Genomic DNA, 15,313 nt, shown 5'->3' with positions numbered 1-15,313 from the left:
ACGCGGCCGGCTTTGGCCGTCCTCGCTCGTGCCGGTCTTGTTACTGGTCGAGGCGGCCTTGGCGCCAGGCGCGCAGTGACCAGCGGCGGCCGGTGGTGTGGTCGACGACCTGCCCCCGTTGGGCGTTGTGGGTGAAGGACTTGGCCGATCGGTCGGACCGGACCTGGGTTCGCCGCAGGAGATCGGTGTCCTGCCGCACCTGCCGCGCGGCCATGAGCCGGAGCCGGTCCTCCAGGTCGGCGCGGGCCGAGGCGAGGTTGACGGCCTGGGAGCGGCCCGTGGTCCGGGTGATGACGATGCCGGTGGGCAGGTGCTGGAGCCGGACGGCGGTCTCGACCTTGTTCTTGCGCTGGCCGCCGCGTCCGCGTCCGCGCATGGTCTGCACGCGCAGGTCCTCGTCCCGGACGAGCGGCCCGGTGGGACGGGTCCGCCGAGGCATCACCGCGACGGTCGCGGTGGAGGTGTGCCTGCGGCCGCGCCGGTCGTTGCGGGGCTCGTGCTGCAGGCGGTGGGTACCCGACAGCCAGGCGAGTTCGGCCTCGGCGACGCCGGCCAAGGTCATCACGATGGTGCGGCCCGGCTCGGCCGCGGAACGGTCGACCGGCCAGCCTCGGCGGACCGCCCAAGCCGCGATGGTGTCGGCCAGTTCGGTGGCGAAGGCGAGCGCGTCGGCGCCGCCTTCACCGGGACGAATCTCTACAACGCACATGGCAAGGCTCCTGGGAGTGAGCGCCGGTGGCGAACCGGCGAAAAGGGGAAAGTCGATGAGTCGAGAGGACGGGGGGAGCGCCGCGATGCGGCGCTGGACTCATCGACGCCCAGGAGCGAGCACGACAACACGCCCGCCGCCGACGGCGGTCGAGCGTTGCGTCCTTGCCGTGCTGATCACGTGCACCACGTTCTCACATGCCCGCCCCGGCGCCAAGCGGGTTACGGGCTTGGGGGCCGGGGCCGGGGCCGGGCACGGCTCGTGAGCGCCGGTGGTGCGGCGGTGCCGCACCACCGGCGGCCGCCATTACGTCATGTTCCTGATGACCTCCAGCGCGAACTGCTCCGGACTCGACGATCCGGCGAGCTCCTGGTTGAGGGCGTGGTGGAGGCCGATCGACGTGGTGTATTCGACGATGCGCCGGGGGACTTCGCGGCCGGGAGCGTTCAGTCTGGCCTCCCAGGTGCTTCCCGAAGCCAGCGGCAGGATGCCGTTGTCGCCGGTGAGTTGAGTGTCCGAGCGTGTTCCGGCTATCGCGAGGAGGTTGAACATCTGCTCTTCGGGCCACCTGGTCGGCTCGGCGAAGAACGCGCACACGAAGTCGTCGATGTCGGCCTCAGCGAGCTTCCTGGCCGGACCCTCGATGGCGTCCATGATCGCGCGTGCGGTCGAGATCTTGATGCCGTGGTAGACGACGGAGGTGCCGCGGCGGTACACATAGATGTGGTTGGCGATGTCCGGGAACTGCCTCTTCAGCTGGTAGTCCTTCCCCAGGAAGGTGAAATTCCCGCCCGCGGCGGCCTGGAATTGCGCGCGCAGTCTCTCGATCGCCAGATACTGCTCCGACCAGGTCTCCTGCCAGGGCTCCTCGCGCAGTTCCTGGTTGTCCGGCTCCGCGAGCATTTCCGTGCTCAGCGTCCAGAGGTGTGTGGTGACGACCCGGGTGAGCGTCCAGTAGTGGACCGCCTCGTCGTCGGCGAACCTGTAGGTGACCTTCGGTTTGATCAGCTCCTGGAGGAGCCTCCGCGCCGTTTTCTCGTACCACGCGGGCAACTTTCGCCCCTTCATCAACCGCGTGATGAGGTTGTCGAGCGTGCTGTGGTCGTAGGAGTCGCGGTGGCTGTCGGGTCCTGCGGCGCCGATTTCGACGGTGCCCTGAGGCGGTAGTTCTTCGGCCATGTGACTGCCTTTCGTCGTTGGTGTCCCGGGTCAGCCCAGCGTGTGGCCGTGTCCCTGCCTGCGGAGGTTCTCCCAGTACCGCAGCCGTCCGACCTCCATGTGGCCGGCGGTCGTGAGCGCGACCTGGTCGGCGTTGAGCAGCTTGAAGTAGGGCCAGCATTTCCGGCCGCCCGGCTGGTCGCCGGGCGCGAGCGCGGCGCTCGGCACCTCGTAGGAGGCGTAGTGCCCGGTGAGGTAGAAGTCACCGGCCTGGTAGTCGAAGACCAGCCGGCCGTTGGTGTCGAAGAGCACGTTGAACTCGGTCATTCCCTGCGCGACGGGCTTCTTGTTCTCCACCAGCGTCCGCTTGACCTCTTTGCGGTTGCGGACGTCGGCGGCCGCCTCGATGCCGTACCCGTTGGCGAACTCGGCCTTGTTGGCCGTCCGGTAGTTGTGGGCCCGGGTGGACTGGGTCTCGGCTCCGCGGGAGGGGCATATCCAGTCGTTGACGTCCATGTGCCAACTCCGCATGACCCCGTAGTGCTTGGTGCTGACCGAACGGTCACGGGCGCCGATGACGCGGGTCTCCGCGGCGAACGTGGCGGCGTATGCGGCGTCGGTGCTCTGCCCGCGGGACGGCTCGCGGTCGCGCTCGTCCCTGTCGTACACGAGGCCGACCACGTCGTCCGTGCTCAGGATGAACGCCACCAGGGCCCTGACCTCCTCCGGGACGCTCGGGTCGTTGATGTCGACCCCGATGGGGCCCTGCGCCCATTCGGCCCGCCAGCCGCGGACACCGCGGGCCGAGGCCAGTAGCAGGTCGGCGGCGGTGCCGGGATTGACATGCGCGCCGAGCGGCGACGTCTCCGACTGGGCCTTCTCGGGCCTGGCCATCGCCCCCTGGAGCTGGTGGGCGGTCGCGGCCAGATCGGTGACCGCCTGGTCGAGGAGCGTGCCGGTGTTCGGGGCCACCACGCCCTGCCGGCCCCGCCAGTGGTCGAGGAACTTGCCCCAGGAGACCTGCGCCGGATCGGCCTTCTCGATCGTCGCGATCTGCTTCAGCCGATTCCACGTCGGCTCCACTACTGCCCTCACGTACGCCTGGACCAGTTGCGTGTCCGCCGTCCGCGTGCCGAGCCACGTCGTCCACAGGACCGGTAGCGGTGATCTGAGAGTGGGTTGCACGATGCTCCTTCACCCCGTGTGCATCTCGTGGGCGCGTAAAGGAGACCGCGCCCCGAGCCCGACTCGATGCAGCACACCACAGGAGCGAAGGGCATCGCGGCCCCATCTATCAGACGTCAGCGAGAGCGAAGCATTCCAAGAGGAGCAATGGAAAAATGGCGAGCGATGTGCCATGCATTACCGATCATTAACGGCGGCCCGCTGCGCATCGCACTGGCTCACCGTCCTCTCCCTGCGGATTTGCCGGCGGACGGCGATCGTTTCTAGATCCCTAATGCACGCGGAGGTCGGTTGCCGCGTGAACTTCCTCGACACCGGACGCCGCACATGCGGACCGGACGTTGCCGCATCCGGCCACGAGAATGATCGAGACCGCCGTCCATTCGGCGGACACCATCTCGACTCGCGCGGTCCGGTAATCCGACTTTCGACGCCTAAAAGGATGAAAGGTGCGGATTGGGCACGGCAGCAGAGGGCAGCCGGGCAGTGCGCTTGCCCGGCTGCCGGTCTACCGCTGCCGCCGGTTCCGAACCGTCGCGCTCCCCGGAACCGGCGACCCCGCTACTTGTGGCGCACGCACACCCTGAACTTGCCGGTCGGCCAGGTGTCGGACTTGGCTCCGCGCCAGATCGTCGCCGTGGTGCTGGCGCTCAGGCACAGCGGCCACCATTTGCCGTCCTTCTCGTAGGGGTTCCATGTCCATGCGTCGCTGGTACTGCCCCACTTGACCTTCGTGGAGCTGTTGTACTGGGTGTAGGTGTGGTGCTTCCCGTACGACGTGGATCGTGACGCCGTCTTGACATCACCGCAGTCGAAGGCGACGGCGAAGGCCACCGACCACGGAACGCCGCCCCCGATGGACGGTTCGGCGCGGCAGGAGGAGTCCCACCAGCGCTGCCTTATCTTGGCCTTGTTGACCTTGACGTTCTTGCCGCCGGAACCGCACTTGGTCCGCACGGTCAACCGCATCGTCGGCTGCTTGATCGTCCGGTCGTGGTAGGTCTTCCAGCGGGCGTTCTGGGTCGAGAGCTTGTAGCTGACGGTGCCCCACAATGTGATGATCATGCAGCGCTTGAGCGGCTTGGACCAGTACTTCTGCACCTGCATGTAGGGGCGTTGGTAGGTGGTGCCCGCTTTCGCGGACGACCCCGAGGACAGCGCGGTCGACTTGGGCGGCTCACCGGGCGAGGTGGCCACCACCACCCCGCCCGCCACGCCGGCCATCGCCAGCGCCATCGCTGAGAACTGGACACGCTTGCGCATGCTGACCACCTTCGGAGAGATGATGTTCGACGCGCGGAGAAAGGCGCGCCTCGACCAGCAGGAGCCGTGTTCCGAATCTCGCCCGATACTTGAATGCGAATTGCGGGCTGTGCTGGCTGAAAGAGAATGTAGACGCGGGCCGGCCGGTCCAGTAGGGCCCTAGGGCCTCACCCGATCCGGGTGAGGGCCCTGTTCGCGGGAACCGCCGGGTCGGGTTCCCCGGCCCTGATCGGCGGCGACGGCTCCAGCGGAGAGAAGTGTCGCGGTGGCGAGACCGCCCCAGAGTGCGGACGGGCCGTGGGACGCGAGGGCGGTGATGGCCGCCGGGGAGACAGCGAGGCCGAAGCCCGTGGAGAGCTGGAAGCGGGCGAGGGCGCGTCCCAGGACATGGGCCGGGGCGAGGGCGGTGACGAGCGCGGTCGCGCTGCCCGCATAGACGATCTCGCCGAGGGTGCAGACCAAGGACACCGCGGCCACGCCCGGGGCACCCCAGCCGTCTCCCAGAGAGGTGGCCGCCAAGAAGCCGAGGTAGGACGCGGTGAGCACCACCCCGGCGAACACCAGCACGGACCGGCGGGGGAAGCGGGACAGCAGGACGGTGACCGGAACCTGCAGGGTGATCACCAGCGCCGTGTTGGCCGCGAAGACGGCCCCCGACCACACCGGGGAGGCGTCCATCTGCGTCACCAGGACGAGAGGGACCGCGACCTCGGGGACGTTCAGGCAGAACACGTAGATCACGTTGGCGGCCAGCAGCAGCGCCACGCCCAGGACCCGCACCAGCATCGACGCCGCGACGACCGTGCTGCGCGCGCCCCGGTCCAGCCATCGGCCGACCGCGGGCATGCACACCAGGCCCGCGACGGCGCCGACCGTCATGGCGGTGCCGGTGACCGGCGCGGACAGTCCCAGCACCGTCACGCCGTAGATCAGCAGAAAGGGCCGCAGCAGGCCGGTGCCGAGCGCGTCCACGGCCAGGGCGACGGCATAGCGGGGGCCTCCGGAGGCACGGACGAGGACGCGCGGCTGGATCTTGATCGTGGACGCCATGGCGTCAACGGTGCGTCCGGTCGCCGAACCGGCCCCCATCAGTTGACGGACACCGTCAATCGGCGAGGTCGTCAGCCGTCCGACCGGCGATGATGGGGGGATGACGTTGAGCATCGACATCGGCGGCCTGCCGTCCGGGGGCCTGCGGGGCGCCCAGGCCCGCGGTGCGCTCCAGGAGGCGTCTCCCGCCACCTCGCCGTCCTGCGCCGCGCGGGCCTGCTCACGTCCCAGCGGCAGGGACGCTACGTCCGCTACTCCCTCAACCTGCCCGACCTGGCGGCCCTGGGCACCGACCTACTGGCAGCCGTACTTCGCTGAACGACGGCCCTGACGGAGGCGGCGGCCCTCGCCGAACGCATGCCGCGCCGCGTCCGCAGCCGAACGAAAGAACACGGTCAGTTCGCTGCAGATGAGCGCACAACCGAGGGCGCAGGGGCCGCCTCGTCGCCGGTCTGGTCGAGGCGGCGGGTGAGGCCCTCGCCCTCGATGTCGAGGTTCGGGACGAGGGGCCGCATCCATCGGGGCATCCACCAGATGCGCTCGCCGGCGATCGCCATGACCGCGGGCACGATCAGCATCCGAACCAGGAAGGCGTCGGCGAGGACGCCGACCGCGAGGGCGAAGCCGATGGACTTCAGGATCGGGTCGCCGGAGAGCGCGAACCCGCCGAAGACGCCGATCATGATGACCGCGGCCGCGACCACGACCCGCGCGCTGTGCGCGAAACCGTCGACGATCGCCCGCCGCGCCGGGGTGCCGTGCACGTAGGCCTCGCGCATCCGGGTCACCAGGAACACCTCGTAGTCCATCGCGAGGCCGAACAGGATGCCGGTGAGCAGGATGGGAAGGATGAACAGCACCGGGCTGGTGGCGTCGAGCCCGATGAGTCCCTGCAGCCAGCCCCACTGGAACACCGCGACCGTCGCGCCGAGGGAGACGCCGATCGAGAGCAGGAACCCGAGCGCCGCCTTGATCGGCACCCAGATCGAGCGGAAGACCGCGATGAGCAGGAAGATCGCGAGCCCGACGACGATGGCGAGGTAGAGCGGGAAGACGTCCAGGAGCTTGTTCGCCAGGTCGACGCCGACGGCGGTCTGCCCGGTGACCAGGGCCCGGGCGCCGGTCTCGGCCGGGAGGTCCGCGACCGCGCCGCGGATGTCCGCGACCAGCTCCTTGGTGGACTGGTCGGACGGACCTGACTTCGGGATGACGGTGATGGCGGCGAACCGGACGGCCTCGAGTTGCCGCTCGAACGCCTGCCGCGCCTCTGGAGCGTCGCTGCCGACGGCCGGGACGACGGCGCCGATGTCGGAGCCGTCCTCGGCGGCCATGGCCCGCAGGTCCTCGGTCACGGCGGCGACCGCGGCGGCGGGGTCGCCGGCCTTCTCGGTGTCGACGACCACGATCAGCGGACCGTTGGCGCCGGCGCCGAAGTTGTCGGCGATGAGGTCGTAGGACTGCCGGGCGTCCGTGCTGGACGGCTTGCCGGAGTCGTCGGGGAGTGCGAGCTCCATGGACGCGACCGGGACGGAGGCGACGGCCGCGAGGGCGATGCCGGCGATGAGGGCGGGCCAGCGGTTCTTGCTGACGGCCTCGACCCAGCGCCGTCCGTTCGTCCGGGCCTGGTCGTCCTCGGCGTCGTTCCTGGCGAGGAACCTCAGGCGGCCCCCGGTGACCCGCCTGCCGGTGAAGCCGAGGATGGCGGGCACCAGGGTCAGCGCGATGAGGACCGCGATGGCGACCATGAAGGCCCCCGCGAGGCCCATCTGCGTGAGGAACCCGACGCCGCACACCGCGAGCCCGCCCAGCGCGATGACGACCGTGAGGCCGGCGAACACGACCGCGGAGCCGGCGGTGCCGACGGCACGGCCGGCGGCCTCGTCCAGGGGCCGCCCCGACCGGACCTCGTGCTGGTAGCGGGACACGATGAACAGGGCGTAGTCGATGCCCACGGCCAGACCGAGCATGGTGCCCAGGGCCGGGGTCACGGAGCTGAGTTCGACGAACCCGGTCAGGGTGGTGATGGCGAGCATTCCGACGCCGACGCCGACGAGCGCGGTCAGGAGCGGCATGCCGGCGGCGACCAGGGAGCCCAGCGTGATGGTGAGGACCACGATCGCGACCGCGATGCCGACGAGCTCCCCGATCGGGGGCTCGGTCACGCCCGCGAGGGCGTCCCCGCCGATGGCGACGTTGAGCCCGGCGTCCTCCGCCGCCTCCGCGGCGTCCTCGAGGGCGTTCTTGTCGGCGTCCTTCAGCTCGACCGCGGTCTTGGTGTAGCTGACCGTCGCGTACCCGACGCGGCCGTCCTGCGAGATGGTGCCGGCGGTGAAGGGGTCCGAGATCGACTGGACGTCGGTGGTCTTCAGTTCGGCGAGCGCGCGGGTGACGACCGACTTGTTGGCCGCGTCGGTCAGCGTGCCGCCGTCGGGGGCCTCGAACACGATCCGGGCGGTGGCGCCGTCCGGAGCGGCCTGCGGGCTGCGTTCCTTGATGAGGTCGAACGCCTGGGTGGACTCGATTCCGGAGAGCTCGAAGTTGTCGTTGGTCTTCCCGGAGAGCGTGGCGGCGCCGACCCCGAGCACCGTCAACAGCAGCAGCCAGGCGGCGACCACCGCCTTCCGGTGCGCGAAGGACCACCGGCCGAGCCGGAACAACTGCCACGCCATGACCACTGCCTCCGAAGAACGATCTGGACCCCGAGGTCCGGTTAGCGCTACGGTAGGAGCAAATGGACCCTAAGGTCCAGTTGATGCTCGAAGTGTGCACGACCTCACACCGCGCAACCCGGGGCGTTGGAGCGGGCGGTGTCGCGCAGCCGGCGAGGCGAGGAGCTGTGGCACCATGAAGCCCATGTCCGGGGTCACCGAGAGCGTCAGCGACGCCGTCGGCGAGTCCGGGGAGTGGTCGACGCGCCGGGCGGACGCACGCCGCAACCATGAGCGCGTCCTCGCGGCGGCGGTCGAGGTCTTCACCGAGCACGGGCTCGACGCGACGATCCCGCAGGTCGCGGCCCGCGCGGGCGTCGGCAAGGCCACGGTCTACCGGAGCTTCCCGACGAAGGCCGACCTGGTCCGCGCGCTCGCCCAGGTCCACACCGACTGGCTGGCCGCACGGCTCGAGACGGCGGCCGCCGAAGCCGAGGCCGACGCCTACCGGGCCATGGAGAACGCACTCGTCGACATCTTCGCGCGCTTGGCGAGGAACCGGCTCATGGCCGACGTCCTCAGCAGCGCCGAAGGCGTCGAAGACCCGGGATTGGGCCGCTACGCCGAGCGCATCCTCACGCTCGGCATCGCCCAGGGCGTTTTCCGCGCGGACGCTCAGGACATGGACATCACAGTGCTGGTCGCCGGGGTCGCGCACGCCCTGCTCGAACTGCAGGTCACCGACCTGACACTCTGGGAAAGATACGCCCGCCTGGCAATAGCCGCACTACGCCCCTGAACCGCCCCTCCCACCGCACGACGATCCTCACCCGCGGCCTGCCTCGCACCCCTTCACCGCGGCGCGCGACTGCGCGCGATCCCGGCGAGGATCCGGCCGCGATCTTCGATGCGCTCCCGCCGACGCATCGTGACCAGTTCCGGGCCGAGTATGACGAGGCGCTCGACGCGGCTCACGACCTGGCGCGCTTCAAGCAGGTCCAAACCCTGCTGCGTCAGTGACGCTTGCGGGCCATCGCCTACGGCCGTCCCGGATACGAAGAGGCGGTTCAGGAGGCCTTGCAGGGCAGGGAGGACAGCTTCGTCCGCTACACCCCTCCGGGCTGGGAAGGCCGGGTGTGACGTACCGCTGGGACGGTTTCCCACGAACGCGCGCTGTACGAGCTGAACGGGCTCCCGAACGAAGTCCGGCACGGCCTACTACTTGAGCGCCTCCTCGACCTCTTGGAAACGCCATGGGACGCGGTGCCTGAACGGCCGGGTCAGACAGCCATCAGACACGCCTTCTTCGGTGCGAACGGCGAGGGCATGCTCACGCTGCTGGTCGACGACGATGCGTGGCATGATCGGCAACTGCCGTGGAGAGGCTCCGGAGTATTCCGGGGCCTCTCTCCGCTTTCGTGCTGACCTGCGGAAACGTGGGCCAAGTCATTCCGCGTATATTCCGGGAACAGTGCCGCGCGGCTGCGTTCGGTGGCATTCGGCTGCATCCGGGCGATCTGACGGGAGGAGTGTCCTCGCAGGTCAGAGGCTAGATGGCCTGGTTGTAGGGGCGCGCCCGGCAGGATTCGAACCCGCGACCGTCGGATTAGAAGTCCGATGCTCTGTCCAGCTGAGCTACGGGCGCCCGGCGCCCGGCGGGACGCCGGGACACAGTGTAAGGGTGCCGGTCCTCCAGCTCCACATCTATAACGCCGTTACCACGCGTGAGCGGGGCGCGGGGGGTGTTCCGAGTTCTATCTTTGGGTGCTGTGGCAGTGGACTTTGAGGTTCCGCTCTCCGGTGGGGACGTGTCGGAGGGCGTGGTGCGGGTCGGGGAGACGGTGCGGAGGCCGCTGGGGGCGCACAGTGCGGCCGTGCACGGGGTGTTGCGGCATCTGGAGGCGGTGGGGTTCGACGGGGCGCCGCGGGTGCTGGGGATCGATGAGCAGGGGCGGGAGGTGCTCAGCTGGGTGCCCGGCGAGGTGCCGCACCGGCCGCTCGCGGCCCATGTGGTGTCGGAGGACGCGCTGCGGGGGGTCGCTCGGCTGCTGCGGCGGTACCACGACGCGGTGGCGTCGTACGGGGTTCCGCAGGGGGCCGTGTGGGACGGGGAGACGTCCAATTTCGGGGAGCCCGAGGTCATCGGGCATTGCGATGTCACGCCGGAGAACGTGGTCTTCTCGGGGGGCGTGCCCACGGCTCTGATCGATTTCGACCTGGCGCGGCCCACCACGCGGCTGTTCGATGTGGTGACGGCCCTGCGGCATTGGGGGCCGATCGAGGATCCGGCCGATCGGGACGCGGTGCTGTACCGGGCGGACGTGGGCCGGCGGATCCGGATCTTCTGCGACGCGTACGGGCTGGGGCGGGAGCTGCGGCGGGACGTGCTGCCGGTGGCGCGGGTGAGGTTCGAGCGGTCGTATCGGGCGATGAGGGCGAGGGCGGAGCGCGGTGGAGGGTGGGAGCGGATCTGGCGCGGGGGTGCCGGGCCGCGGATCAGGCGGGCGCAGGACTGGCTGGAGCGGCACTGGGACGAGATCGATGCGCGTCTCTGCTGAGGGGCTCGTGGCCGGTGTGGTGCTCGACGTCCTGCTGGGGGATCCGCGGCGGTGGCACCCGGTGGCGGGGTTCGGGCGGCTCGCTTCGGCCGGGGAGCGGTTCCTGTACGGGGATTCCCGGTGGCGCGGGGCCGTCTATGCGGGTGTTCTCGTGGGCGGTGCCGGGGCCGCCGGGGTCGTGATCGATCGGGTCAGCCGGCGGCTCGGGGTGCATGGGGCCGCCACGGCGGGTGTGACCTGGGCGGTGCTCGGCGGGACGTCGCTGGGGCGTGAGGGGCTCATCATGGCCCGCCATCTGGAGCGCGGAGATCTGGCGGCGGCCAGGGAGCGGCTTCCTCATCTGTGCGCGCGGGATCCGCAGGGGATGGACGAGCGCGGGGTGAGCAGGGCCGTGGTGGAGTCGGTCGCGGAGAACACGTCGGACGCGTCGGTGGCCCCGCTGGTGTGGGGTGCGGTCGCGGGCATTCCGGGGCTGCTGATGTATCGGGCGATCAACACGCTCGATGCGATGGTGGGGTACCGGAATCCGAGGTACGAGCGGTTCGGGTGGGCGGCGGCCCGGCTCGACGACCTCGCCAACTGGGTTCCGGCGAGGGTGACCGGGGGGCTGGTCGTGCTGTGCGGGGGCGCCGATGCCTGGCGGGTCCTGCGGAGGGACGGGGCCAGGCATCCGAGCCCCAACGCCGGACGGGTCGAGGCGGCGTTCGCCGGGGCGCTCGGGGTGCGGCTCGGCGGTGTCAACGCCTACGGCGGGCGGGTCGAGCGGCGTCCCGAGATGGGGGACGGCCGGGCGCCCGACGTGCGGGACATCCGGCGGGCGGTGCGGCTCTCGGCTGCGGTGACGCTGTCGGCGGCGGCCGTGATCGGGGTGCTGCGGTGAGCGCGCTGCTGGTGGCGGGGACGACGTCGGACGCGGGGAAGAGCGTGGTCACGGCGGGGCTGTGCCGGTGGCTGGCGCGGCAGGGGGTGAAGGTCGCGCCGTTCAAGGCCCAGAACATGTCGCTGAACTCGATGGTGACGAGCGACGGTGCGGAGATCGGGCGGGCGCAGTACATGCAGGCCCAGGCTGCGGGGGTGGAGCCGCGGGCGGTGATGAATCCGGTGCTGCTGAAGCCGGGGAGCGACCGCCGCAGCCAGGTGGTCGTGCTCGGGCGGCCCGTCGCGGAGGTCGACGCGCTGCAGTACGGGTCGCACAAGGAACGGCTCAAGCAGGTCGTCCTGGAAAGCCTCGACGAGCTGCGGTCCGAATACGACGTGGTGGTGTGCGAGGGGGCGGGGAGTCCCGCCGAGATCAATCTGCGGGCCGGGGACATCGTCAACATGGGATTGGCGCGGGCGGCCGGGCTTCCGGTGGTGGTCGTCGGCGACATCGACCGGGGCGGTGTTTTCGCCTCCCTCTACGGGACGGTCGCGCTGATGGAACCCGAAGACCAGGCTCTCGTCGCCGGGTTCGTCATCAACAAGTTCCGCGGCGCGTACGAACTGCTGGAGCCGGGGCTGGAGCAGTTGGAGGCTCTCACCGGGCGGCCGACGCTGGGTGTGCTGCCGTGGAAGCTGGGGCTGTACCTCGATTCCGAGGACACGCTGGCCCTGGACGCGCCGAGGCCCGACGCCAGGGGTCCGTACGGGAGGGAAACGCTGCGGGTGGCCGTGGTCAGGTTCCCGCGCATCTCGAATTTCACCGACCTGGACGCGCTGGCCTGCGAGCCGGGCGTCGTCGTCCGGTACGCGGCGAGCGTCGGTGATCTGGCCGAGGCCGATCTCGTGGTCCTTCCGGGTACGCGGGCGACGGTGAACGATCTGCTGTGGCTTCGGGAAAGGGGAATGGCCGAGGAGGTCTCCCGGCGGGCTCGGGAAGGGCTGCCCGTCCTCGGAATCTGCGGGGGCTACCAGATGCTCGCCGAGGAGATCGTGGACGGTGTCGAGTCCAAGGCGGGCATCATCCGGGGGCTCGGCCTGCTGCCGGCGAAGGTCGAGTTCGGGGAAGAGAAGGTCCTGGGAAGGCCCAGCGGGTCCGCATACGGAGAAGATGTCCGCGCCTATGAAATTCATCATGGTGTGGTGACGGCGTCCGGGGAGCCATTCCTGGACGGTTGCCGGAACGGCGCCGTCTGGGGAACGACCTGGCACGGCGCCATGGAGAACGACGGCTTCAGAAGGGCCCTCCTCCAGGACGTGGCCCGCCGGGCGGGAAGGGATTTCACCCCGGCGCCGGACGTGTCGTTCGCGGCGCTGCGGGAGGCGACCCTCGACGCGCTCGGCGACCTCGTCGAAGAGCACCTGGACACCGGTGCCGTCTGGCGGATCATCGAGAAGGGCGCTCCGGCGGGGCTTCCCGTCGTCCCGCCGGGCGGGGCGCCGCCCGCGGGCGGGCCGGCCCGGCCCGGGGGTTCGGCCGGCGGCCCCGGGCGCCGGTAAGGTGATCCACTCAAGGCCGCACCAGGTACCAGGAGGATCGTCCCGTGTCCGACCCGCGGTCCAGTCTGATCGTCCCGCTCATGAAGGCGCGGGTGCCGGCGGAGGTCCAGCTGGAGTTCCCGCTGCCCGCGGACGAGGAGCCGGTCCGCGATCCGTTCGCCGGCGACCTGTACGTCACGTACGCGCTGGAGATCGCCGACGAGGGCGCCCCGTCCGGCCGCCGCTACGAGCACGTGGCGCGCCGGCACTGCGCCGAGCTCGGGCTGGCGCCCGGCGAGCTGCGCCGCCGCGCCGTGATCAACCTGCGCGACCTGCGGCCGGAGCTGAGCCTCAGCTGGTATCCCGACGTGCGCGCCGTGACGGTGTCGCTCGGCGGGACGGCCGGGCGCGGCACCCTGGAGTCCGGCCTGCTGCTGGACGACGGGTTCCTGGAGAAGCTGGCGCAGGACGTGGAGGGCGACCTCGTCGTGGCGGCCCCCGCGCGAGACGTGTTCGTCGCGTCCGGCACCGGCCATCCCGACGGCGTCGACAAGCTGCGCTGGGCGGTCGCGCAGGTGTGGGCGGAGGACCGCGACAGCGCCGACCCGAACTGGGACGTGCCCGCCGGGAGCCTGCTCACCCACCACCTGATGGTGCGGCGCGGCGGCACCTGGGACGTGCTGTCCGGCTGACGGCGGTCACGACAGCCGCTTGAACTCCGGCCACAGCTGCGACCACGGGGCGACCTGCCCGCCGCAGAGCCAGATCGGCTTGCCCTGTTCCTGGTTGTCGAGCCCGACGCCGTTGTCGACGCGTCCCTGGATCCTGACGTCCGTCCAGTAGCGCCGCAGTTCGGCGCCCTCGGCGGCGCTGTCCGGTCCTACGATGATCGTCGGGCCGCCCGTGTCCGGCGGACGTCCGAAGTACCAGTAGCCGTTGTGGCCGCTGTAGGCGCGGGGCAGGCCGAGGCCGGGCCCGTACATGTCGAGCGCTCCGGCCTCGCCGTAGTTGCTGACGACGATCGTCGCCCTGGCCCGCTCGGCCGGGGGAATCGCCCGGTAGACCTCCGCGACCTGCTCGGCGAACCGGGGCCAGCCGACCGTCTCGGCCGAATCGGCGTTGACGGCGGGCTGCGGCGTGTCGGCCAGCCACTTCACCGGGTAGACGGGCAGCGTCAGCAGCACGGTCGTGAGCGCCGTGACCGCGTATAGGGGAGCGGACGCGAGCCATCCGAAGCCGCGCGGCGCGCCGTTCCGCTCGATCTCCACGGCGCCCGCCGCCCAGAGCGCCGCCCACAGCCCGCTCAGGTAGTACGGCTTCCCGGCCGTGATCAGGAACACCGCGTTCAGCAGCAGGTAGGCGTGCCCGAGGAACCGGTAGGGCCGTAGGCCCTCGGACCGGTACGTCCGCCACAGCCCGTAGATCCACAGCCAGGACGGGAACACGCCGGTCAGCAGGAGCTGGAACGGGATGAACCCGGGCCGTCCGCCGAAGTCCGCCTTGTCGGCGATGGCGTCCGCCATCTCCAGCTGAGGCCAGCCGTGCCGCGCCTGCCAGACCAGCCCGGGGACGGCCGCGAGCGCGGCGACGACGGCCCCGGCGGCGAGCATCGGGCGGCGCAGGAACTCGCGCGGCCCCGACACCAGCAGCCCGGCCACGAGCGCGGCCAGCAGGAACACGACCAGGTACTTGACGTTCAGCGCCAGCGCCGCCACGGCGCCGGCGGCGAGCAGCAGCCGCTGGTCGCGGGTCCGCACCCACCGGACGGTCAGCCACACGAGCGTCGTCGACAGCAGCAGGTCGAGCGTCGCCGTGGAGAACAGGTGCCCGGCCGCGACCGCGAACGGGCACACCGCGAAGGACGCGGCCGCCAGCACCTGCGCGCGCCGGCCGCCGCCCATCTCCCGCGCGGTCAGCGCGGCGACCACCACGCCCGCGGCGGTGAAGACGGCGGACGGGGCGCGCAGCGCCACGAGCGAGTCGCCGAACACCGCCGTGATCGCGCGGGCGAGCAGCGGCACCAGCGCGGGCTGGTCGGGATATCCCCAGGCCAGATGCCGTCCTGCCACCCGGAAGTACAGTTCGTCGCGGTGGTGGCCGTACCGCGCGCTGAGCAGCAGGAGCAGGACGCCGAGCGCCCCGGCGATCAGCAGCACCGGCCGCCAGGCCGGTGCCGGCGCGGCGGGCGCGATCCCGGCGGGCCGCGGCGCCGCGGCGGCAGGGGCGGTCATGATCCGAACCTATGCCGCGAACATGACATAAGTCACGATCTTCCTTCCGGCCGACCCTGGACACCACCGGCCGCCCGCGACGCCGCGCCGCGTCCTTGCCGCGGAAAAACCGGT

General features: G+C 70.8%; 13 protein-coding genes and 1 tRNA gene. 6 read left to right on the top strand and 8 right to left on the bottom strand.

Annotation, left to right across the window (positions count from 1 at the left end; all coding sequences use genetic code 11):
• Positions 1-40: 40 nt before the first annotated feature.
• From CHF16_RS29870 to CHF16_RS29845, 6 genes are all read right to left on the bottom strand, one after another.
• Positions 41-709 (bottom strand): peptide chain release factor-like protein, encoded by a 669-nt coding sequence (locus tag CHF16_RS29870; protein ID WP_089329486.1) that lies wholly within the window; start codon positions 707-709, stop codon positions 41-43.
• A gap of 306 nt (positions 710-1,015) precedes the next feature.
• Entirely contained in the window at positions 1,016-1,888 is an 873-nt protein-coding gene (locus tag CHF16_RS29865) for a hypothetical protein (RefSeq protein ID WP_089329485.1), read from the bottom strand.
• Positions 1,889-1,918: 30 nt separating this feature from the next.
• Positions 1,919-3,052: a hypothetical protein gene (locus CHF16_RS29860; RefSeq protein ID WP_143228169.1), complete on the bottom strand. Its 1,134-nt coding sequence runs from the start codon at positions 3,050-3,052 to the stop codon at positions 1,919-1,921.
• 561 nt (positions 3,053-3,613) lie between these two features.
• Positions 3,614-4,315 carry a hypothetical protein gene (locus CHF16_RS29855; protein ID WP_143228168.1) on the bottom strand — a complete coding sequence of 234 codons (702 nt, stop codon included), beginning with the start codon at positions 4,313-4,315 and terminating at the stop codon, positions 3,614-3,616.
• Positions 4,316-4,474: 159 nt separating this feature from the next.
• A complete protein-coding gene (locus tag CHF16_RS29850; protein ID WP_179271762.1) occupies positions 4,475-5,365 on the bottom strand; it encodes an MFS transporter in 891 nt (296 codons plus the stop codon).
• A 395-nt stretch (positions 5,366-5,760) separates the two neighbouring features.
• A complete protein-coding gene (locus CHF16_RS29845; RefSeq protein WP_089329481.1) occupies positions 5,761-8,034 on the bottom strand; it encodes an MMPL family transporter in 2,274 nt (757 codons plus the stop codon).
• Positions 8,035-8,218: 184 nt separating this feature from the next.
• On the opposite strand from CHF16_RS29845, the gene CHF16_RS29840 reads away from it, so the two are divergent.
• The gene (locus CHF16_RS29840) at positions 8,219-8,812 is read left to right on the top strand and encodes a TetR/AcrR family transcriptional regulator (RefSeq protein ID WP_089329540.1); all 594 of its coding nucleotides are present in this window, start codon (positions 8,219-8,221) and stop codon (positions 8,810-8,812) included.
• Positions 8,767-9,033 (top strand): DUF6247 family protein, encoded by a 267-nt coding sequence (locus CHF16_RS42225; RefSeq protein ID WP_425427526.1) that lies wholly within the window; start codon positions 8,767-8,769, stop codon positions 9,031-9,033. The genes CHF16_RS29840 and CHF16_RS42225 overlap by 46 nt, the downstream gene beginning before the upstream one ends.
• 551 nt (positions 9,034-9,584) lie before the next feature.
• Here the strand turns inward: CHF16_RS42225 and CHF16_RS29830 are convergent.
• Positions 9,585-9,658 (bottom strand) — tRNA-Arg (locus tag CHF16_RS29830).
• A 124-nt stretch (positions 9,659-9,782) separates the two neighbouring features.
• On the opposite strand from CHF16_RS29830, the gene CHF16_RS29825 reads away from it, so the two are divergent.
• From CHF16_RS29825 to CHF16_RS29810, 4 genes are read left to right on the top strand one after another with little or no spacing between them, the layout of a single operon-like run.
• Complete coding sequence (locus CHF16_RS29825; protein WP_245869511.1) at positions 9,783-10,571, top strand: phosphotransferase; 789 nt, start codon at positions 9,783-9,785, stop codon at positions 10,569-10,571.
• On the top strand, positions 10,555-11,451 hold the full coding sequence (locus CHF16_RS29820; protein WP_089329478.1) for a cobalamin biosynthesis protein: 897 nt from the start codon (positions 10,555-10,557) through the stop codon (positions 11,449-11,451). Before CHF16_RS29825 ends, CHF16_RS29820 begins: the two co-directional genes overlap by 17 nt.
• Positions 11,448-12,989, top strand: a complete 1,542-nt coding sequence (locus CHF16_RS29815; RefSeq protein WP_089329477.1) for a cobyric acid synthase — start codon at positions 11,448-11,450, stop codon at positions 12,987-12,989. The genes CHF16_RS29820 and CHF16_RS29815 overlap by 4 nt, the downstream gene beginning before the upstream one ends.
• A gap of 44 nt (positions 12,990-13,033) precedes the next feature.
• Positions 13,034-13,660, top strand: coding sequence for a DUF1444 domain-containing protein (locus CHF16_RS29810; protein ID WP_245869509.1), 627 nt, complete (start codon positions 13,034-13,036; stop codon positions 13,658-13,660).
• Positions 13,661-13,666: 6 nt separating this feature from the next.
• On the opposite strand, the gene CHF16_RS29805 is transcribed toward CHF16_RS29810, so the two are convergent.
• Positions 13,667-15,199 (bottom strand): ArnT family glycosyltransferase, encoded by a 1,533-nt coding sequence (locus CHF16_RS29805; protein ID WP_218826902.1) that lies wholly within the window; start codon positions 15,197-15,199, stop codon positions 13,667-13,669.
• Between the last annotated feature and the right edge of the window lie 114 nt (positions 15,200-15,313).

The sequence above is a fragment of the Actinomadura meyerae genome, from assembly GCF_900188445.1.
Lineage (GTDB): Bacteria > Actinomycetota > Actinomycetes > Streptosporangiales > Streptosporangiaceae > Spirillospora > Spirillospora meyerae.
Note: the sequence above shows the minus strand (reverse complement) of the source record. Positions and strands in the feature narration are given on the sequence as shown.

Bases quoted from the DNA above. Each gene is read 5' to 3' on its own strand.
- CHF16_RS29870 (WP_089329486.1), bottom strand. From the start codon at position 709: ATGTGCGTTGTAGAGATTCGTCCCGGTGAAGGCGGCGCCGACGCGCTC.
- CHF16_RS29805 (WP_218826902.1), bottom strand. From the start codon at position 15,199: ATGACCGCCCCTGCCGCCGCGGCGCCGCGGCCCGCCGGGATCGCGCCC.
- CHF16_RS29840 (WP_089329540.1), top strand. From the start codon at position 8,219: ATGTCCGGGGTCACCGAGAGCGTCAGCGACGCCGTCGGCGAGTCCGGG.
- CHF16_RS29865 (WP_089329485.1), bottom strand. From the start codon at position 1,888: ATGGCCGAAGAACTACCGCCTCAGGGCACCGTCGAAATCGGCGCCGCA.
- CHF16_RS29850 (WP_179271762.1), bottom strand. From the start codon at position 5,365: ATGGCGTCCACGATCAAGATCCAGCCGCGCGTCCTCGTCCGTGCCTCC.
- CHF16_RS29855 (WP_143228168.1), bottom strand. From the start codon at position 4,315: ATGCGCAAGCGTGTCCAGTTCTCAGCGATGGCGCTGGCGATGGCCGGC.
- CHF16_RS29845 (WP_089329481.1), bottom strand. From the start codon at position 8,034: ATGGCGTGGCAGTTGTTCCGGCTCGGCCGGTGGTCCTTCGCGCACCGG.
- CHF16_RS29820 (WP_089329478.1), top strand. From the start codon at position 10,555: ATGCGCGTCTCTGCTGAGGGGCTCGTGGCCGGTGTGGTGCTCGACGTC.